This is a genomic window from Microbulbifer sp. YPW16 (assembly GCF_021290385.1).
In the GTDB taxonomy this organism is placed as follows: Bacteria; Pseudomonadota; Gammaproteobacteria; order Pseudomonadales; family Cellvibrionaceae; genus Microbulbifer; species Microbulbifer zhoushanensis.
On the sequence record NZ_CP089928.1, the window covers coordinates 1,800,364 to 1,821,190 of the forward strand.

Sequence of the window (20,827 nt, forward strand, 5' to 3'; positions counted from 1 at the left end):
GAGCATAAAAAAAGCCCCCTTCCCTGCCCGGGAAGGGGGCTTTCGTTTGCGAGTACTGCCGCGCGATTCAGCGACTGCGCCAGCGTACCAGCGCGTCCCGGTGCCTCAGGAAGGTGAGCCCTTGCTTACCCCGCTTGCCTCGAGGTCGTGGGTGGTGAAGTAATCGTGGGCGGCCCGGTTGACCCGTTTTGCCAGTACCAGGGTCGAGGTCATGGTGGGCACCGCCATCACCGCGTACATACCGATGATGATGCTGTTGACCGCATTCAGGGACGCCACCGCGCCGATGACAATCAGGGCGATATAGGCTGCGGTATACAGCGCCTGGTAGCGGGTCCCGAACAGGAACACAAAACACTTCACGCCGTAATACCAGAAGGTAACGATGGTGCTGAACGCCAGCGGCAACACCATCAACAACAGCAACACCGGTCCCCAGTGGCCAAACACCTGGGAAAAGGCCTCGGCGGTCAGCGATACGCCCTCGATCCCCTCCCCGTGCTGCCACACCCCGGTCAGCAGGATCACCAGCGCCGTGCAGGTACACACCACCAGCGTATCCACAATCGGGCCCACCATCGCCACCACACCCTCGCGGATCGGCTCGGTGGTCTTGGCCGCACCGTGGGCGAGGGACTCGGTGCCGATACCGGCTTCATTGGAGAAAGCCCCGCGACTGATACCGGTGGCAATCACCGCGCCCAGTGCACCACCGGCCACCGCCTGCCCGGAAAAGGCGTCGCTCACAATCAGCCACAGCGCCGCCGGCACGTCCTGCCAGAAATAGCCAATGACGATAAACGTCAGCGCCAGGTAGAACAGCACCATGCCCGGCACCACGCGCACGGCAAACTTGCCGATGCGCTGGATGCGCCCGGCAATCACCACCGCGGCGGCGATGGCCAGCACCAGGCCGATGGCGAAGTCGAACCACAACGAACCGTCCTCGCCCACCACCCCGAGTGGCACGGCGAAGGATTCCCGCAGCAGCTGCACGGTCTGGTTGGACTGGAACACCGGCAGCATGCCGCACAGCCCGGCCACCGCAAACAGCAGCGCCAACGGCATCCAGCGCCGTCCCAGGCCCTCGCGGATCACATACATGGGGCCACCCTGCAGCTCGCCGGCGGCATCCCGCCCGCGATACATCACCGACAGGCTGGCGGTGTAGAACTTGGTCGCCACCCCCACCAGGGCGGTCACCCACATCCAGAAGATCGCACCCGGCCCACCGGTACTGATGGCAATCGCCACACCGGCGATATTGCCCAGCCCCAGCGTTCCGGACAGGGCGGTGGACAGCGCCTGCCGGTGTGGCACCTGGCCGGGGTCATCGGGGTTATCGTACTTGCCCCGCAGCAGGTCGATACTGTGCCCCAGGTGGCGATAGGGCCGGCCGCGGGAGACGATCAGGAGATAGAGCCCGCCGCCCACCAGCAGGACCAGCAGCGGAGTGCCCCAGACAAACGAGGCGAACGCGGCGAGTGCCGCATCGATGGATTTTAGGAATGACATGCAGGTTTCAGTCAATTACGGGTAGATCCGGGAGTCTATGAAGCGGCGCGCCCGCTTGTCAAAACAGGCAAGCGCAGGCTCGACGGCCAGAAAACACAAAAGCCCCTCATTGAGGGGCTTCTTGGTTGGCAACAACGGGAGCCGGTCAGGCAACCGCCGGCTCGGGTTCCAGCCCGGTCGGGGCCACTTCGGGCTCCCGCACGAAGAACACCGACAGGGCACCCAGGATCATGAACACACCGGCCAGCACGATGATGTAAATGGCCTGGTTGTCGAACACGCTGTGCAGGATCGGGCCCGCCACCAGCGCCGACAGGATCTGCGGTGCGGCGATGGTGAAATTGAAGATCCCCATGTAAACGCCGGTCTTGCTCGCCGGCAGGGAGTCGGACAGGATCGAGTACGGCATGGCCAGGATCGCGGCCCAGGCAATGCCCACTCCCACCATCGGCAGCAACAGCCCCAGCGCGCCGCTGGGCACCGTAACCTCGGTGATCAGCAGGTCTACCTGGGTCGGCGCACCGCCCTTGAACAGCAGGAAGCTGATATAGCCCACACCCCCCAGCAGCAGCGACAGCGCGTAGGTGGGCTTGCGGCCCAGGGCACCGGCGATGCGGGTCAGGGCAATGGAAAAGATCGCGGCAAACAGCGAATAGGCGGCGAAGATAATCCCCACCCAGTCACCCGCGGCGCCCTTGGCGGCGGCAATATGGTCGGGGATCTGGCCCACGGTGGCCAGGTAATCGTGGTCGAACCACTTGGCGTCCACGCCCCAGACATGCTGGGTAATGGCCGGGGTGGTATACACCCACATGATAAACAGGGCGAACCAGGAGAAGAACTGCACCACTGCCAGCTGGCGCATGGTGCGGGGCATATTGAACAGCAGGCGGGTGAAACCACCTAGGCGCTGCAGCAGGGTCTTGCGCTCGGCCAGCTCGCGGGCCAGCGCTTTCTCGTCGATCCCCTTGTAGGCGTTGTACTCTCTGGGGGCGTACTCCTTCGTGCGGAACACGGTCCACAGCACGCTGCCCAGCAGCACCGAGGCACCAATGTAGAAGGCCCAGATCACCGAGGGCGCCACCTCACCGGCCCTGGAAGTGTTCTCCAGGCCGATCACGTTGGTGAGGATAAACGGCAGCATGGATCCCAGCACGGCGCCAATGTTGATCAGCAGCGACTGCACCGAGTAGCCCAGGGTGCGCTGCTCGGAGGGCACCATATCGGATACCAGGGCGCGGAACGGCTGCATGGTGACATTGAAGGCGGCATCCATCAGCGCCAGCATCACCCCGCCGAACAGGATCGGTGCCACGAAAGCCACCACGATCCCCGCATTGGGCATAAAGGCCATCCCCACCGCCGCGGCGATGGCACCGAACAGGATATAGGGGTTGCGGCGACCGAAGCGGCTCCAGGTACGGTCCGAGGCGGAGCCCACGATCGGCTGCACAATCAGTCCCATCAGGGGCGCGACGATCCAGAACAGGGACAGCGAGTGCAGGTCCGCACCCAGGTCGGAGAGGATCCGGCTGGCGTTGGCATTCTGCAGGGCAAAGCCAAACTGCACACCGAGGAAGCCGAGGCTGACATTCCAGACCTGCCAGAAGGGTAACTTGGGCTGTTTCATCTTCATCTCTGCGAGTTTCGTTATCGTTGTGGGAAGAATCTCGGTTCGCACAACGGGCCGGGGCCATTAGCCAGCGAGGCATCGGCGCACGAAACCGTGCAGGGCTCCCCTGGCCGGGCAGTGCCGGCGGGGCAAAGACTCATCGCTGACTGCGCGGGAGCCCCCGGTCCGGAGCTTCCCTTTATAGGATTTTGCCGGATCATGGCACGGCGGGGGTGGCCCTCCATCCTCCCCCGCCGGGGGAGTAGGCGGCCGGCCTGCATCATGGCGGACACCCGGGGAATGACCCGGCAGTCGACGGGATGCTGTCACCTTCGCAAGAATGCACACGCTCCAGCGCTCTCCCCCTGCCGGGGAGGGGGATCTTTGCCGCCACCAGGTGCCGCACAATGGGGCGTCTAGTTCCATTTGCGACCGGAGGAAACGGTGATGAAGCGCTTACTCACACTGGTGCAGGTACTGGCCCTGGCGGCGGGCCAGTACGCCATGGCCGCGGCGCCCGATCGCGTAGAGCCTCCCTTCTGGTGGGCCGGTATGCAGGAGCCCGGTCTCCAGCTGATGCTCCACGGCAAGGATATCGGCGATCTCACCGCAACCGTGGATCATCCCGGGGTGACAGTCCTCGGCACCGAATCCACCGACAATCCCAACTACCTTTTTATCAACCTGCGCCTGGCCAGCGATATCGAGCCGGGCACGGTTGCGATCCGGCTGCAGGAGGACGGCATCCCCCACAGTTCGTTCGACTACGAACTGCGCACCCGCACCGCCCCTCCCCGCGGCGAGCGTGGCTTCGACAGCAGTGACGCCATCTACCTGGTCACCCCGGACCGCTTTGCCAATGGCGACCCCGGCAACGATACGGCGGAGGGCGTACAGGAGGGCCTCGACCGCGACGCGCCCGGGGGGCGCCACGGCGGGGATATCGCCGGCATGCGGGCGGCGCTGGACTACATCGAGGGTCTGGGCTTCACCGCGATCTGGCCCAACCCGCTGCTGGAAAATGACCAGCCCGGCTATTCCTACCACGGCTATTCAGCCACCGACCACTACCGCATCGACCCGCGCTTCGGCAGCAATGCGGAGTTCCGTGCATTTGTCGCGTCCGCCGGCAAGAAAGGCATTGGCGTTATCCAGGACGTGGTACTGAACCATATTGGCGATGGCCACTGGTGGATGGACGACCTGCCCGACAGCGACTGGCTGAACGGTGCCGGCACTCGCAGGGGTGAGTTTGCGATTACCAACCACAGCCGCTTCACCCCGGTCGACCCCCACGCGAGCGACGCCGACCGGCGCCTGTTCCTGGAGGGATGGTTTGTGGATTCCATGCCCGACATGAACCAGCGCCACCCACTGCTGGCCAACTACCTGATCCAGAATACCCTGTGGTGGATCGAGTACGCGGGCCTGAGCGGTATCCGTGCCGATACTTACGCCTACTCTGACCCGGGCTTCCTGGAGCAATGGGCAGAGCGCATCCGCCGGGAATACCCGCACTTCAATATCGTCGGCGAGGAGTGGACCCGCAACGCCGCGCTGGTGGCCCACTGGCAGCGCAGCGAGAGCGAGCCGGCAACCGGCGGGCGCCTGAAGAGCATGATGGACTTCCCCCTGCATTATTCATTGCGGGAAGCACTGACCGCGGAAGAGAGCTGGAGCAGCGGCCTGATCCAGCTCTATGAGGGACTCGCCAACGATTTCCAGTACCCCAACCCGCAGCGCCTGGTGATATTTGGTGGCAACCATGACACCAGCCGGCTGTTCAGCCAGCTGCATGACGAGCCGGCCCTGTTCCGCATGGCGGTGGCCTACCTTGCCACCATGCGGGGTATCCCGCAGTTCTTCTATGGCGACGAACTGCTGATGACCAGCCCCCGCCACCGCGCCGACGGTATCGTGCGCAGCGATTTCCCGGGCGGCTGGGACGGCGATAAAGCCAATGGCTTTACCGGCGCGGGGCTCACCGCGCAACAGCGGCAGGCGCAGGACTATGTCCGCGCGCTGTTCCGCTGGCGCCGCACCCAGCCGGTGATCCACCGCGGCGATGTCACGCACTTCGCCCCGGTCGACGGTACCTACGTTTACTTCCGCCACGACGCCGATGATGTCGTGATGGTGGCAATGAACAAGGGGGAGGACGCGGTACCCTTCAACCGGGCGCGCTTCGCAGAGGTACTCGGCGATCGCAGGCGTGCAGTGGACGTCGTCAGCGGCCGCCAGTACCCGCTGGACGGCCTGGAAATCCCGCCCCGCGACGTCCTGGTGATGGAAATACAATAACGATCGGCAATACGGCGGCCTATCGGCCCCGGGCCCAGACAGAGATGATGATGAAGTTTAGACAGACCCTGCAACTGTGCGCCCTCGCCGGCGCCATTGCCAGCCACAGCGCCGCTGCACTGGAATCACGCCAGTACCTGGACCACCACCTGGACGGGGACGCACTCACCATTGAAACCAGCGATGGTGAAGTCACCCTGACGCCGATCAATGACGATGCGATAGCCGTGCATTATCGGCGCGAGGGCGTTAAGCAGTTACCCTCCTTTGCCCTCGCCGACGCGCAACGCGCGGCGGTGGAAGCCCGTATCGAGGAAAGCGAAGACCAGCTGACCTACGACCTCGGGGACCTGCACGCGGTAATCCACAAGTCACCCTTCGCTATCAGCTACCACCGCGATGGCGAGAAGCTGCTGAGCGAGGAAACCGGGTTCTTTGCCACCGAGACCATACGCGGTTTCCGCTTCGCGCTGGAAGACGGCGAGAAACTGCTGGGTGGCGGTGAGCGTGTGCTGGGCATGGACCGGCGCGGCAAGCGCCTGCCGCTCTACAACCGCGCCCACTATGGCTACACCACCGAGTCCGAGCAGATGTATTTCAGCCTGCCGGCAGTGATGTCCAGCAACAAGTACATCCTGATGTTCGACAACTCCGCCACCGGCACCCTGGACCTGGGTGCCAGTGAGGAGGATGTACTGCAGTTCGAGGCCGTCGGCGGCCGCACCTCCTATATTGTCGCCAGCGGTGGCAGCTATCCGGAACTGGTCGAAAACTATGTCGATGTCACCGGTCGCCAACCGCTGCCGCCGCGCTGGGCCCTGGGCAACTTTGCCTCCCGCTTCGGCTATCACACCGAGGCGGAAGTCCGCGCGACTGTGGATAAATTCGCCGAGGAGGATTTCCCGCTGGATGCCGTGGTACTGGACCTGTTCTGGTTCGGTCCCGACATCCAGGGGCATATGGGCAACCTGGCCTGGGACCGGAAAGCTTTCCCGCAGCCGGAAAAAATGATGGCCGACTTCAGCGAGCGCGGTATCGAGACCATCCTGGTGACCGAACCGTTCGTGCTCACCAGCTCCGGGCGCTGGGATGAGGCGGTGGCCGCTGATGCGCTGGCGAAGAACCTGGCCGGTGAACCCAAGCGTTTTGATTTCTATTTCGGCAATACCGGGCTGGTCGACGTGTTCGACGAGAACGGGCGCGACTGGTTCTGGAATATCTACGACGGACTGCTGCAACAGGGGGTCAGTGGCTGGTGGGGTGACCTGGGCGAACCGGAAGTGCACCCGTCCGATACCGTCCATGCCATCGGCATGGCAGACGAGGTGCACAACGCCTACGGCCATCGCTGGGCGCAGACGCTGTTTGAAAAGCAGACTGCCGCATACCCGGAACGCCGCCCCTTTATCATGATGCGCGCCGGCTTCCCCGGCTCACAGCGCTACGGCATGATTCCCTGGACCGGCGACGTTGCCCGCGAATGGGGCGGCCTGAAACCGCAGGTGGAACTGGCGCTGTCGATGGGCCTGCTGGGCTTCGGTTATACCCACTCGGACCTGGGCGGCTTTGCCGGCGGTGAGGAATTTGACCGCGAACTGTATATCCGCTGGCTGCAGTACGGTGTGTTCCAGCCGGTTTACCGGCCCCATGCACAGGAAAATATCGCCCCGGAACCGGTATTCCACGACCGCACCACCCGCAACATCACCCGCGAATATATCAAGCTGCGTTACCGCCTGCTGCCGTACAACTACACCCTGGCATTCGAGAACAGCCAGACGGGCATACCCCTGATGCGGCCTCTGTTCTTCACCGATGAAAGCGATCCGGCGCTGATGGATTACAAGGATGCCTACCTGTGGGGCAATGACTTCCTGGTGGCCCCGGTGACCGAAGCCGGTGTCGACGAGGTGGAGCTGCGCCTGCCGCCCGGTGGTGTCTGGTTCGATTACTGGACTGACGACCAGTACAGTGGCGAGAAGGCGACCATCGACGTGGAGCTGGAGACCATACCGGTATTGGTGCGCGCCGGTGCCTTTATCCCCACCGTGGACGACATGGACACCACCCGGGACTATTCCAGTGAAAACCTGACACTGGACTACTACGCCCACCCGACATCCCTGGAGTCCAGCGGCTACATCTACGAGGATGATGGCAAAACCGTCGACGCCTTTGCGCGCGATCGCTATGCCAGGCTGCATTTCCAGGCCGAGCGCAGTGCCGACGGCATTCGCTTCGGGTTCCGCCGGGACGGCGGTGGTTACCGGGGCGAGCCGCAGCAACGCAGCGTGGAGCTGAACATCCACAACTGGGATTTGCAGCCGTCACAGGTTCTGGCCGCCGGCACGGCGATCCCCGTGCTGGACAGTGAACGCGCGCTGGAGCAGGCCGGCGAAGGGGCCTGGCTGGACCGGCGCACCAACCAGCTGCGGGTGAAGTTCAACTGGGGCCGGGAGCCCCTGCAACTGACCGTCGAGCACTGAACAATTAGCAACGCTGCCCGCAGGCGCTTGCCTCGCGGGCGCGCGGCCACGCCCCCAGGCATCGACAGGCCGTACTTAACAGACACCAAACCGGGAATACGGGATTTGATGAAAACATTCAATAAACTGATCGCCACCGCGCTCCTCACCGCAACCGCCGGCTGCGCCGGGGAAAAACCGGATGCACCAGCAACGGATGCCACAGCGGAAAACAGCCACCCACAAAAAGCGGTGATCTACCAGACCCTGCCGCGCCTGTTCGGCAATACCACCGAAACCAACAAGCCCTGGGGCACCATCGAGGAGAACGGTGTCGGCAAGTTCAATGACTTCACCCCCAAGGCCCTGGACAAAATCAGTGAGCTGGGCGCCACCCATATCTGGTATACCGGCTCCCTGCACCATGCCCTGGTAGGTGACTACACCGAGTACGGCATCAGCAACGACGACCCGGACGTGGTCAAGGGCCGTGCCGGCTCGCCCTATGCGATCAAGGACTACTACAGCGTGAACCCGGACCTGGCACAGGATCCGGCCCGGCGACTGGAGGAATTCCGCCAGCTGATCCAGCGCAGCCATGACGCCGGCCTCAAGGTGATTATCGATATCGTGCCCAACCATGTGGCGCGCGCCTATGAATCATTGGACAAGCCGGAAGGGGTGAAGGACTTTGGTCGCGAAGACGACACCTCGGTGACCTACACCCGCGACAACAACTTTTACTATGTGGTGGGCGAGGACTTCAAAGTCCCGCAAGCCGATGACTACCAGCCGCTGGACGGCGAACCGCACCCCCTGGCGGACGGCAAATTCGCAGAGAGCCCGGCCAAGTGGACCGGCAACGGTGCCCGCGCGGCACAGCCGGACATCAATGACTGGTACGAAACCGTCAAGATCAACTTCGGTGTGCGCCCTGACGACAGCAAGGACTTCCCCGAATTACCGGCGGGCTATGCGGAAAAGAATTATCGGGCCCACGCGGAATTCTGGGCGGACAAGGACGTGCCGGATTCCTGGGAAAAATTCCGGGATATCACCCACTACTGGCTCGATTTCGGTGTCGACGGCTTCCGCTACGATATGGCCGGCATGGTGCCGGTGGAATTCTGGAGCTACCTGAACTCGTCCATCAAGATGAAAGCCCCGGATACCCTGCTGCTGGCCGAGATCTATACCCCGGAGCGCTACCGCGACTACATCCACCAGGGCAAGATGGATTACCTCTATGACAAGGTCGGCACCTACGATGCCATCCGCGCGGTGATGGAGGGTGAGGGCAGCACCGACACGGTTGCGGCAGTCCAGGCCGAACTGCGGGACATTGCGCCCCACATGCTGCGCTTTATGGAAAACCATGACGAACAGCGCATTGCCAGCCCGGAGTTTGCCGGCGATGCGCGCATGGGCAAACCGGCCATGGTGGTCTCCGCCACGGTCTCCGCGGCGCCCACCCTGCACTACTTCGGCCAGGAGTTCGGTGAGCCCGCCAGTGAGGATGCCGGCTTTGGCAAGGCCAGCCGCACCACCATCTTCGACTACTGGTCAGTGCCGAGTGTGCGCCGCTGGGTGGATGGAGGCAGCTTCGATGGCGGCCGCCTGGCGCAGTACGAAAAGGACCTGCAGGACTTCTACCGTCGCCTGCTGAACTTCTCTACCGACAGCAAAGCGCTGCAGGGTGAATTCATGGACCTGCATGCTGCCAATCGCGACACCGATAACGGCTATGGCGACAAGCACTACGCCTTTGCCCGCTGGGCCGGCGACGAGCAGCTGCTGGTAGTAACCAGTTTCAACCGCGAGGCCACCGACATTGCCCTGCAGGTGCCGGCAGCGCTGATTGAACAGTGGCAGCTCGCCGACGGCACTTACGGGCTGGCCGGCCAGCTTGACCCGTCGAGCACTGCAGAACTGCAGGTGCAGGATGGCGCCGGCCGGGTAAACCTCCGGTTACCGCCGATGGCCGCGCATATTTTCCGTATCGGCCAATAGGTCTCAGACCATCAGCGGGCGTCGTTACCATGCCGCCCGCTCTCCCCTTTTCTCGTCATCCCGCTTCTCTCGCGCCCCTCCTCGACCTGCCACTTGATTTAGCTCAAACACGCCCACGGCGATCGCCGGCAGTATTCGACACACCAGTTTTCATGAAGACCACTGATAATCGCCCCTGCAAACCGGACCCCGTCCCATGGTAAAGTTTGACTTACCGGTCAGAGGTTTGGCACGGCAGAAACCAGCGATATCAAGGAGAGAAAATGCAACAGAAAACCATATTCGTCGTCGTCGACCCCAATGACGATCAACACGTGGCGCTGGAACGCGCACTGGCTACCGCCCGCCTGCGTTCTCCGCAGCCCCGGCTGGCGGTTTTTGTCGCCGTGGACGGCGAGGCCGTCGATACCCGGGCGGTCAACGATCACCTGTTCCGCGACGAGCACTGGTTCCGCGAGGCAATTCGCGAACCGGTGGCTGCTGCCGGACTGGAGTGCGAAATACAGGTGTGCTGGTCCAGCGACTGGCAGGGCGCCATCATCCAGGAGTCCAAGCGCTGCAATGCCGAGATGGTCTACCTGCCCGCGCACGCCAAGACCAGCCGCCGCTTTACCTTCGCCGAGTCCAAGTGGCAGGTGCTCAAGGGCGCCCGCTGCCCGGTAGTACTGATCCGTCCCGGTGCCAAAGACCAGCGCAAGGTGGTCCTGGCCACGGTCAATTACCAGGCCAAGACCGCCAAACAGCGCCAGCTGAATCGCCAGATCACCGAGCGCGCCCGCTATATTGCCGGCTGCTATGATGCGGAACTGCACCTGGTCAATGCCTACCTGGATTCCATGCTCTACCCGGACCGTGGCGCACTGGCGAAGCTGGCGTCCAAGACCGGCGTGCCCGCCAGCCGTATTCACGTGCGGCGCGGCTATACCAGCGATGTGGTGGCCAGCGTCGCCGGGGAAATCGATGCGGATGTAGTGGTGATGGGCACCCTCAACCAGTACGGGGCCACCGGCACCCTGCTGCGCGGCAATACCGCCGAGCGGGTAATCGGTGGACTGGATGTGGATGTGATGGTGTGTAACGAGTTCACTTCCACGGACAGCGAAGAAGTGACCACGCCGGCAGCTGAACCCGCGGAAGCAAGCAGCTGAACCGGGCTGGCCGCCACCGCCTGGATGGTGGCGGCTTTACGCGGGCCACCGGCCCGCGTAAATGCCAACAGGCCACTCAGCCCTTGTTGGCGGGTCCCAGCAGCAGCATATCGAAAGCGCTGTCGATGGTGACGGCGCCATCCTTCACCCTGGCCTCCTGGCCCGAATAGAAGTCCTTCAATACCGAGCCTTCGGCAAAGACGTCGCCCACCGGTACCTGTTTCTCACCGGCGCCCAGGTCCAGCGCAACGACCACTGACGGCTTCCCGTCCAGGGTGCGGGCGAAGGTGTAGGGTTGGTCCGCCAGCTTGTGGTGCTCGCCCGCACCAACGGCCAGGTGAGCGCGGCGGAACTGGCCAAGTTTCTGCCAGTGTTCGAGCAGTTCGCGGGTATCCTGTCGCTCCAGGTCTTCCCAGTTCATGGCGCTACGCAACTGGGCATCCCCCTTGGCTTCAGGAGCGTGCAGCGGCCGTGCCAGCTCATCACCGTAATAGATCTGTACCGCGCCCGGTGCGAGCATCAGTTTGGTTGCGGCTTCCCGCGCGCGCTGGCGCTTGCGGTCGAAGGAATTCATGTCGTCGTGGGAAGTCAGGTAGTTGAGCACGCCAACACCGTCGAGCGGACCGCCGTGCAGGTTTTCCCCGTAGGTAGAGAACAGGGTCTCCCAGTCTTCACCGGCGCGCTGGGAGAAGTCGAAATTGATCAGGCTGTCGAAGCCATAATTGTAAAAATCCACCTGCCGGTCGCCGAAATCGTAATTGCGCCCACGGGTCACACCAAAATCGTTGGCGCCGAAACCGTAAACTTCCCCCACCATGAAAAAGTCACGATCCCCGGGAGCCTTGTGCGGGTTTTCTGCCCGCCACTCAGCCAGTGCCTGGCGCGCTTCCTTTTTCAGTAGAGCCCAGACCTCCGGCTCCACATGCTTGGTGGTGTCCACGCGGAACCCGTCCACACCGTAGTCGCGCACCCAGTCGGTGGCCCACTTCACCAGGTAGTACTTGGGCGCACGGGGATATCCGGTGCGGTCGAAGAAGGCATCGAGTTCCGCCAGCTCCTGCTCCAGCCGGCCTTCACGCTGCCACTTGTCCAGCAGCTGCGGCGGCAGCTCCACCGGTTCTTCACTCTCGGTGAGGATATCCGGCAGGTTCTCGACCAGTGTGCAGCTCACTGTGCCGGAAAAGCCCTGCCAGTCACAGGTCGGGGCCGGCCGGACCCAGGATTGCGGAGCCAGCGGGTCCTGCTCGGTGACGGGCCCGGTGTGATTGATAACCACGTCCAGCAACACACGAATACCCTTGCTTCGTGCCGTCTCAATCAGTTGCGCCAGCTCGGCTTCGGTACCGAAATTGCGGTCAACAGCGGTCCAGTCCCTGGGCCAGTAGCCGTGATATGCATAAGTGCGGCCGGTACCCTCATCGGTAGCGCCCTGTATCTGCTCGTACAGGGGGGACATCCAGATGGCGTTGACCCCGAGGTCATTGAAATAACCGGCCTCGAGCTTGTCGATTACCCCCTGCAGGTCGCCCCCCATGAAGCCGCGCAAGGGGGCAGCGTCATCCCTGCGGCCGTAGGCCAGGTCGTTGCCAGGATTGCCGTTGGCAAAGCGGTCGGGCAGCATGAAGTACACGGTTGCATTGCGCCAGAAAGGGTCCACGCCATCTTTGGCCACCGCCGTATCGACCGCCGGGCCACAGCCCGCCAGCAGGCCCAGGCCTGCCAGCACACCTGCAATTCTTTTCTTCATCATCTCTCCGCTCACTGTCAGCAATGCTGCTTGTCCGAACTCAGTTGTCGTAATTTATCCCGTTACTCTAGCGCCCGGCCGTGAGCTTACCTCCCCCGCATCGGGGGCGTAGCCGGGGCCGGGGGCTGCACTGTGGGTGGCGGGCCGGAATCTGTGGCAGAATCGACATGATTCCCGTCGCTGGAGGCACCATGCCCCCCATCCGAGCTTTTTCCCGGCTTGCCACGCTGCTGGCCGGCGTTGCGGCCGCGACCCTCGCAGCACTTCCCGCTGCGGCAACCGGTGAAAGTGACATGCCAGCGCACACCGTCGCAGGCAATGTCCAGATACTGTCGCCAGTGACCATGGACAGCCTCGGTCGCCAGCGCACCATCCGTCTTTACCTGCCACCGGGGTATAGCGATGGGGACAGGCGCTACCCGGTTCTGTATATGCACGACGGCCAGAACCTGTTCGACAACGCCACCGCCTATGCACGGGAATGGGGCGTGGACGAAACCCTCAATCGCCTCGCTGCAGAAACCGGGCTGGAACTGATCGTGGTGGGCATTGACCATGGTAATGAGCGCCGCATCCACGAACTGGTCCCCTTCGACCACCCTGAATACGGCCCCGCCGAGGGACAGGCTTACCTGGAGTTCATAGTGAACCAGCTAAAACCCCTGGTGGATGCCCGTTTCCGCACCCTGCCCGACCGGCTACACACTGCCATCATGGGCAGCTCACTGGGCGGCCTGATGTCCCACTATGCCCTGCTGCAGCACCCCGAAACCTTCTCCCGTGCCGGTGTTTTCTCCCCCGCCTACTGGATCGCGCCGCAATTCCACGCCCTTGCCAGGGACACAGCCAGGGGGGATGACACACGCCTGTACCTGCTGGTTGGCGGCGCCGAGGGTGATGAGATGGTGCAGGGCTACCGCGATATGGAAAGGCTGCTCGGGCAGCAGCGACCGGCCGGAAGCTGGCGCGCCCGCCTGGTAGAGGGCGCCGGGCATAATGAGGCATTCTGGCGGGAGGAGTTCGCTCGCGCCGTGCGCTGGCTGTTCGCAGCGCGGGAATCCTGAACCGCCATTGTGACGACCCGGCGTCGAGGATACCTTTTCCAGAGCCATATAGAGGCAGTAGAGACAGTGAGCTGGCCGGAACTCCGCCCGGGCACCCACCTGGAACGAAACTGCGCCTTGCACCCGCTGTCTGAAGTTTTATGCTCCCTTATAGGCACATTACAGATCGGGTGTTCGCAAAACGCCGGACAGACATTCCATTCAAGGACAGGGGACCCAGAGTATGTCAGAAGAGAATTCGAGCCGCGGCTGGATCATCGGGCTTGCGGTAGTAGTCCTGGTGGCGCTTGGCGCCTATTTCTACCTTACATCCGCCCCTGAACCCGAGGCGCCGCCCCCCACCGTGAGCGAGCCGGAACCGGAGCCTGAGCCGGGCCTGGAACTTGAGCCGGAACCTGAGCCCGAGGTCGCCGACACCTCCGAACCCGAGCCCGCCCCCGAGCCAGAGCGGGAGCTGCCACCGCTCAACGAGAGTGATGAGGAGGTGCGCAAGGACCTGCTGAGCCTGGCCCCGGATGGCGCCCTGGGACGCTGGCTGGTATCCGACGAGGTCATCCGCAAGTGGGTTGCCGCTGTAAACGCGGCCTCCTCCGGCCAGATGATGGCCAAGAACCGCCCATACAAATCGCCCAGGGGCTCGCTGGCGGTTGAGAAGCAAGGCGCCACCGGAATGACACTCTCCGAGGATAATTACCGGCGCTACGATACCCCGGTGCGCCTGCTGGCCAACATGGACAACGATGCCGCGATGGCGCTGTACAGGTTCTGGTACCCGCGCCTGGCCGAGGCATTCGGCGAGCTGGGGATGCCGGACAAGACCTTCCACAGCCAGGTATTGAAAGCCATCGATGTGGCCCTCGATGCACCTGAAGCCGACCAGCCGATCCAGCTGGTGCGCCCATCGGTGTACTTCAAGTTTGCCGACCCCAAGATGGAAAGGTTACCCGGCGTACACAAGCTGATGATCCGCATGGGGCCGGACAATGCCGCGCGGGTGCAGGAGAAACTCCGGGCGCTCAAGAGCGAGCTGGAGCAGTTCCAGCCTCCGCAGTAAATTCCCGTGACTGCCCGGGGGAGCGCCGGCTGGCCCCGGGCAGATACACACATTTTTCATCGCACGTAAACGCGATACTCCCAGGGCTGCAGGGCCAGGGTAAACCCTTTATCGAGCTCAACCACCTGCTGTGAGAACAGTTCCGTGTAAGCACCCGGAAAGAGTGTGTCGGAAAAGCTCACCTGTCGTGGCTTCCCGGAAAAGTTCATCACTGCAAATACCTTGTCCCGGTCATTCTCCCGGACAAAACTGAAAACCTGCTGGGGCTGGGAGTTCGGCACCCGTACCATGGTTGCGCCGGCAGCACCGTTCCAGAGTGCAGTATTTTCTTTTTTCAGGTGCAGTAACTGCTGGTAAAGATCCCCGATGGGATCGGCCTTCCACTCGATCGGGTCCTTCTCAAAAAACTCCAGGCGCTTGCGGTTGCCGGCCTCCTGGCCGTTGTAGACCAGCGGCATACCCTCACCCACCACGGACAACACGATTGTTGCCTCAAGGCCCTCACCAAAGGCTTCGTACTGGGTCGCCTCCCAGGAATTCTTGTCGTGGTTGGAGACAAACACCATGCGGTAGGAATCTTCCGGAAAGGCGCTTTCATTCCAGGAGTAGTACGTGAACAGGCGGCCCAGGTCGGCCTTGCCATGAGTAATGGCATGCATGGTATCCCACCAGCTCCAGGCATAGGTCATATCAAACGCATGCTCGTGCAGGTCCCGGGACTCCCACTCCGCCAGCATGAACACCGGTTTGACCCGGTCCAAGCGCCTGCGCACCGTGTTCCAGAAATCCAGCGGCACAAAACCGGCCACGTCAGCGCGGAAGCCGTCAACGCCGACCTCCTCGACCCAATAGACCATGGCGTCCGTCATATACTTGCGCAGGCCGGGCTTGCTGTAGTCGAGGTCGATGATATCGCTCCAGTCCCACCAGGGCGTCGGCCGAAAATCGCCATTGTGATCCCGCTCATACCACTCCGGGTGCTGGTAACGCATCCCGTTGTCCCAGGCGGTATGGTTGGCTACCCAGTCCAGGATGACATACATATCCAGTGCATGGGCCGCATCGATAAATTGCCTGAGGTCATCCAGTGACCCGAATTCAGGGTTAACGCCGTAGTAATCCTTCACCGAATAAGGGCTTCCAAGCTTCCCCTTGCGGTTCTCCTCACCGATCGGGTGAATCGGCATCAACCAGATAATATCGGTACCCAGGGCCTTGATACGCGGCAACTGTTCCTGCGCAGCGCTGAACGTGCCCTCTTCGGTAAACTGGCGGGTATTCAGCTGGTAGATAGATGCATTGCGGGACCATGCCGGGTGCTCGACCTTGACATAGGACCGAGGCTCATAGGTGATTGCAGAAGAATCCGGACCGGGTTCGGCATTGTCCTGGCAGGCTGCCAGCAACAAAACGGCAAGGCCCGGAAGCAGGTAGCGGATCATTGTCAGTCTCCATCTTTTTTATATTTACACGTCAGTGTGGTGTCACTGCGGCACTATTTACCCGGCTTACCCGGCAGGAAGGCCTCGTGGTCGGGCAGCTTCTGCACAGTCCCCCCGATCAGCGTCCTGAGGCTGGACATCAGGTCCGCCAGCTGGGCCTCCGACAGCGAATCGGCGATGGTGTGGTGGTCCTCCGGAATGATGCCCTGGCCGATCATCACCTGTTGCCAGGCCACCTCGGTAAACAGGTCGTCGTAGTCCCGAAACACCTTGCCGGTCTTGCGGAATAGCTCAATCTTGTCACCGAGTGTCGCGGGAATATCCATGCGCTCGCACTCCCGCCAGAAGTCGCTGTCCCGTCGCTGGTTGGCCTTGTAATGGAGGATGATAAAGTCACGGATACGCTCCAACTCCACCCGCGACTGCCGGTTGAACTCGGCCACCTCCGCCGGGCATACACCTGCGTGGGGAAAACTTTTGACCAGGCGAATTGCCGCCGACTGCACCAGGTGGATACTGGTGGACTCCAGCGGTTCCAGGAAACCGCTCGACAGGCCGATACTGACCACATTCTTGTTCCACTGCTTACGGCGGCGGCCGGTCCGGAAGCGGATCTCACGCGGCTCATCCAGCGGCTCTGCATCCAGGCTGGCCAGCAGGGCATCACGGGCCTGGTCGTCACTCCAGTGACGGCTGGAATACACCATCCCATTGCCCGTGCGGTGCTGCAGCGGTATACGCCACTGCCAGCCCGCCTCGTGGGCAATGGAGCGTGTGTAGGGAATAATGGGCTTCACTGCAGCACTCGGCACGGCCAGCGCCCGATCGCACGGCAGCCAGTGGGACCAGTCTTCGTACCCGGTACCCAGCTTTTTCTCAATCAGCAACGCCGCCATGCCAGAGCAGTCCACGTAGAGATCTCCCCCGACTCGCTGGCCGCCTTCCAGGACCAGGCTGTCAATGAACCCATTGTCGGGCTTCACGTCGACCTCACTCACCGTGCCTTCAATTCGCTTTACACCTTTACTCTCGGCGTAACGGCGCAGGTACTGTGCATACAGGCCCGCATCGAAATGATAGGCATAGGAAATCCCGGGGAGGCTGGTTCCCGGGATCTGCGCCAGGTGGCCAAACTTGTTTTGCTTTGCAGCCTGGTAGTTGAGGGAGTAATCCCAGAGACTGGAGTCATCACCCCGCTCGCGGCTTCTCTTCCAGAAATGGTGGAAGTCGCAGAAGGGGAAGTTCTTGCCGATGGAGCCGAAGGCATGCATGTAGCTCTCGCCGCGGCGAAACCAGTCCTCAAACTGGATGCCCAGTTTGATCGTGCCCTTTGTCTCCCGCAGGAAGTCCTGCTCATCCAGCCCCAGGGCCTGGTTGTAATTGAGGATTGGCGGAATGGTCGCCTCACCGACGCCGACTGTACCGATCCTTTCGGACTCCACCAGGGTGATATTGATGGACTTGCCGAGCATCTTGACCAGCAGCGCCGCGGTCATCCAGCCGGCGGTACCGCCACCCAGTATGACCACCTCTCTTATTATTTTGTCGTTCACTGTGTACACCTGAAATCGGGATGGGTAGTGATTTTCAGAAACAAAAAAGCCCTTGTAATAAAACTATTACAAGGGCTTTGGTTGGCTCAACCTCTAACCGCGGGGATTACAGCTCGTAGCTGAAGCCCAGCAGGTAGATGCTGCCATAGCTCTGGTAGTCACGAACCTGCAGAGAGTTGTCACCACTCAGGGTGGTGAACGGTTCATCGGTCAGGTTCTGACCCTGCAGGTACACAGACAGCCCTTCCAGGCCGCTGATGCCGGCATCGGCAAAGTCGTAGCCCAGCTGGACATCGACAATGGTCTCGCCGACAACGTCAACCTGCTGGGTGCTGAAGCCCAGGCCGTATACCTCGCCCTTGAAGTCATCACGCTTGCGCATGCTGGCCCTGGCGGAGAAACCGTAGTTCTCGTAGTAGGCAGTGAGCGTCTGGATGCTGTCGGACAGGCCCGGCAGCTGGTAGTCGTTGCCGCTCGGGTCCTGGATGTCAGACTCCAGGCCGGTATGGCTGGCCAGCAGGCCGAAACCGTCCAGGCTCTCGGAGAAAATGTTGAACGGCAGGGTAACCGCCAGCTCGTAGCCACTCAGGGTACCGCCGCCGCCATTCACTTTACCGGTGCCGGTGGCAGTGGAGAACTCGGGCACTTCACCAGTAGCCGGATCCGCGACGCCAGCCAGCTCAACCTGGTAGTTGCCGTCGAAAGTCCACTGGTCCAGGTCTTTCCAGAACAGCGCCACAGAGAAGTAACCTTCTTCGCTGAAGTAGTTCTCGTAGGAGAGGTCCACGCCCAGCGCTTCTTTCGGCTCCAGCTGCGGGTTACCACCGCTGATGCTCCAGAAGTTGCCGTTGTCGTCCGGCTGCTGGTTGTAGTTAACCGAGACAGAAGCGTTCATCTCATCCAGGCGGGCACGGGAGATGGTCTGGGCTGCACCGAAGCGCAGGGTCTGGCGCTCGTCCAGTTCCAGGGCCAGGTTCAGGCTCGGCAGGAAGTGGCTGTAATCGTGGCTGATGTCGGTCGGGGTAGCCACTACCAGGCCGTCAATCGCTTCAGCCGCGAAACCCTGGGAGTTCTGCTCGGTGTAGACATAACGCAGGCCGGCGTTACCGGTCAGCGGCAGGCCCGCGACCTGGGTCTCGAAGTTGGCCTGGGCGAAGGCAGAGGTAATTTCCTCACCCACAGTCCAGGAGCCGGTCAGGTGCTTGATGTCCGTCAGGGATTCGGCCAGCAGGTTGTAATAACCATCATTGAGCAGGCCAGCAGCGTCATAGGCAATCATGTCGCCCATGCCGATGAAATCCAGGGAAGCGGTCCCCAGGCGGTACTCTTCCGGAACTTCCAGGGTGCCCGGGAAGTTGGACAGGGTCATGTAGAAACCCTCCGACTTCTTGGACTTCTCGCGGTCACGGTAGGAAACGCCGTAGGAGATTTCGTTAACGATACCCACTTCCACCATCTGGCTGGCAGCCAGCTTGAGGGAGGTCAGCTCGTCGTCGATTTCCGGGGTATTCAGGAAGCCGTCCTGCGCCGCGTTGACGTAGGGGTCGCCATCTACCAGGCCGTATTCACTGTTCAGCGCTGCACTGTAACCCCAGGTCAGCGGGCCGCCCAGCTGGATCAGGTTCCAGTCACTGTAATCCAGGTCGTGATCAAACTTGGCGCCGGTATTACCACCGTCAAAGGTGTAGGACAGGTTGTCCGCGACACCCTCGCTGTCGCCACGTCCGGTACCGGAATAGCTCTCGAAGCTCCAGATATCACGCTTGACTGCAGAGTGGGCAGCGTCGAATTCGATCTGCAGGGTATCGGTGAGGTCGTACTTGGTGTTGAAGCCGAAAGACTTCAGGTCCGCAGCGCGGGTTTCCAGGTCGTTACGCACAACAACGCGCTGGCCCTCGGTAGTGGCACCGGTGATAAAACCGCTGGACGGGTCCACGGTGGCGCTTTCCGGGCTGATGGAACCCTGGCCCCAGGCAAAGGGAATCTCGATACCGCGCAGGATCTTCTCGTCAGTGAAGTCCACATACAGGGCATCGAAGGTCATGTTCAGTTTTTCGTTCGGCTGCGCCTCGACCACCAGCATGGTGCTGTCGCGATCCAGGACAGAGGAACGTACAAACGGCTTGGCACCGCCCAGGATGGAGTAGGTATTGCCATCATCCGCGGTGAATTCCGGGTAGCCCCAGGAATTCCAGCGCTCTTCCTGGTTCGGGGAGCTCATGGTGTTGTAGGCGAAAGCTACACCAATCTTGTCATCGGCGAACTGGTCGATGTAAGAGAAAGTCGCGCGATGGCCGTCGTCCTCACCATCGGGGTTCAGCTTGTCGAAGCTGGTCATCTCGTACTGGGTGTTCACCTTGACGACACGCTCGCCACGCTCCAGCGGCTTGACGGTCTGCATGTCGATGACACCGGCGATACCCTCGGCCTCGAGGCTGGCGGTGGGCGTCTTGTAGACGGTCACGCCGCTCATGATCTCGGAGGGGTACAGGTCGAATTCCACACCGCGGTTATCGCTGATGGAAACCTGCTCACGACCATTGAAGGTGGTGGCACTCTCGTTTTCACCGAAACCACGGATAGACACCCGGCTGGCGCGGCCATCGAGGCGCTGCGCGGCCAGGCCTGGCAGGCGGGCAATGGATTCGGCAATGGAGGAGTCCGGCAGTTTGCCGATATCTTCTGCAGAAATGGCCTCAACAACGGCCTTGGCATCGCGCTTGGTGTCGATGGAATCCATCACACTCTTGCGGAAACCGGTAACGGTTACCTCTTCCAGCGAACTCGCGCCCTCTTCCTGTGCGTAGGCGCCAATGGAAGTGGCCACAGAGGCTGCGATGGCTGCGGACAGCAGGGCTGGCCGGAACCGCTTGTTGTTAGAACTCATCATCATCTCCCTGGACTTATCGTTATGGT

12 protein-coding genes are annotated in these 20,827 nt (G+C 61.9%); 6 read left to right on the forward strand and 6 right to left on the reverse strand.

Annotated features, from left to right (window positions below):
• Positions 1-105 precede the first annotated feature (105 nt).
• Both LVE68_RS07700 and LVE68_RS07705 read right to left on the reverse strand, forming a co-directional pair.
• Positions 106-1,515, reverse strand: a complete 1,410-nt coding sequence (locus LVE68_RS07700) for an alanine/glycine:cation symporter family protein (protein WP_233006443.1) — start codon at positions 1,513-1,515, stop codon at positions 106-108.
• 145 nt (positions 1,516-1,660) lie between these two features.
• Positions 1,661-3,145 carry an MFS transporter gene (locus LVE68_RS07705; RefSeq protein WP_370636813.1) on the reverse strand — a complete coding sequence of 495 codons (1,485 nt, stop codon included), beginning with the start codon at positions 3,143-3,145 and terminating at the stop codon, positions 1,661-1,663.
• Between the two features lie 429 nt (positions 3,146-3,574).
• Between LVE68_RS07705 and LVE68_RS07710 the strand changes: the two genes are divergently transcribed.
• The 4 genes from LVE68_RS07710 to LVE68_RS07725 all read left to right on the forward strand — a co-directional run bounded on the left by LVE68_RS07710 (position 3,575) and on the right by LVE68_RS07725 (position 11,051).
• Positions 3,575-5,428: a glycoside hydrolase family 13 protein gene (locus LVE68_RS07710; RefSeq protein WP_233006445.1), complete on the forward strand. Its 1,854-nt coding sequence runs from the start codon at positions 3,575-3,577 to the stop codon at positions 5,426-5,428.
• 50 nt (positions 5,429-5,478) lie between these two features.
• Positions 5,479-7,914, forward strand: a complete 2,436-nt coding sequence (locus tag LVE68_RS07715; RefSeq protein ID WP_233006446.1) for a glycoside hydrolase family 31 protein — start codon at positions 5,479-5,481, stop codon at positions 7,912-7,914.
• Positions 7,915-8,022: 108 nt separating this feature from the next.
• A complete protein-coding gene (locus LVE68_RS07720; RefSeq protein ID WP_233006447.1) occupies positions 8,023-9,903 on the forward strand; it encodes an alpha-amylase family protein in 1,881 nt (626 codons plus the stop codon).
• 263 nt (positions 9,904-10,166) lie between these two features.
• The gene (locus LVE68_RS07725) at positions 10,167-11,051 is read left to right on the forward strand and encodes a universal stress protein (RefSeq protein ID WP_233006448.1); all 885 of its coding nucleotides are present in this window, start codon (positions 10,167-10,169) and stop codon (positions 11,049-11,051) included.
• A gap of 76 nt (positions 11,052-11,127) precedes the next feature.
• Here the strand turns inward: LVE68_RS07725 and LVE68_RS07730 are convergent, their stop codons facing one another.
• On the reverse strand, positions 11,128-12,798 hold the full coding sequence (locus LVE68_RS07730) for an alpha-amylase family glycosyl hydrolase (RefSeq protein WP_233006449.1): 1,671 nt from the start codon (positions 12,796-12,798) through the stop codon (positions 11,128-11,130).
• A gap of 191 nt (positions 12,799-12,989) precedes the next feature.
• Between LVE68_RS07730 and LVE68_RS07735 the strand changes: the two genes are divergently transcribed.
• On the forward strand, positions 12,990-13,862 hold the full coding sequence (locus LVE68_RS07735; protein WP_233006450.1) for an alpha/beta hydrolase: 873 nt from the start codon (positions 12,990-12,992) through the stop codon (positions 13,860-13,862).
• A gap of 223 nt (positions 13,863-14,085) precedes the next feature.
• Positions 14,086-14,916, forward strand: coding sequence for a DUF3014 domain-containing protein (locus tag LVE68_RS07740; RefSeq protein WP_233006451.1), 831 nt, complete (start codon positions 14,086-14,088; stop codon positions 14,914-14,916).
• 56 nt (positions 14,917-14,972) lie between these two features.
• Here the strand turns inward: LVE68_RS07740 and LVE68_RS07745 are convergent, their stop codons facing one another.
• From LVE68_RS07745 to LVE68_RS07755, 3 genes are all read right to left on the reverse strand, one after another.
• Positions 14,973-16,358 carry an alpha-amylase family glycosyl hydrolase gene (locus LVE68_RS07745; RefSeq protein WP_233006452.1) on the reverse strand — a complete coding sequence of 462 codons (1,386 nt, stop codon included), beginning with the start codon at positions 16,356-16,358 and terminating at the stop codon, positions 14,973-14,975.
• Between the two features lie 53 nt (positions 16,359-16,411).
• Complete coding sequence (locus LVE68_RS07750) at positions 16,412-17,911, reverse strand: tryptophan halogenase family protein (RefSeq protein WP_233006453.1); 1,500 nt, start codon at positions 17,909-17,911, stop codon at positions 16,412-16,414.
• 106 nt (positions 17,912-18,017) lie between these two features.
• Positions 18,018-20,798 (reverse strand): TonB-dependent receptor, encoded by a 2,781-nt coding sequence (locus LVE68_RS07755; protein ID WP_233006454.1) that lies wholly within the window; start codon positions 20,796-20,798, stop codon positions 18,018-18,020.
• Positions 20,799-20,827 lie beyond the last annotated feature (29 nt).